The organism is Acidithiobacillus sulfurivorans (assembly GCF_018853815.1).
In the GTDB taxonomy this organism is placed as follows: domain Bacteria; phylum Pseudomonadota; class Gammaproteobacteria; order Acidithiobacillales; family Acidithiobacillaceae; genus Acidithiobacillus; species Acidithiobacillus sulfurivorans.
This window is the reverse complement of record NZ_JAAOMP010000065.1, coordinates 1-223: the sequence shown is the minus strand read 5'-3', so window position 1 is coordinate 223 and position 223 is coordinate 1. Positions and strand designations below refer to the sequence as shown.

At 56.1% G+C, this 223-nt stretch carries 1 protein-coding gene; it reads right to left on the bottom strand.

The annotated features are described in order from the left end of the window. A partial coding sequence (locus HAP95_RS05725; RefSeq protein WP_215883343.1) for a YMGG-like glycine zipper-containing protein occupies window positions 1–197 on the bottom strand: 197 nt, incomplete at its 3' end. Window positions 198–223 lie beyond the last annotated feature (26 nt).

Below are 223 nucleotides of genomic sequence, written 5' to 3'. Positions count from 1 at the left end.
CCTACGGCCGGATTGCCACCCACAACAGCACCCAGCACTGCACCGCCCGCAGCACCGATAGCCCCACCACTCAGTGCGCGTTGTCCTGTGGGGCTCATATTGGCGCAGCCAGTCATGGCGATCAGACAAAAACCCAACGCCAGAACTTTTAACCCGTACCGGTGATGACCGAATTTTAATCGAAGGGGATATTGCATGGGGATTAGGCTCCTTATGGTGTAGT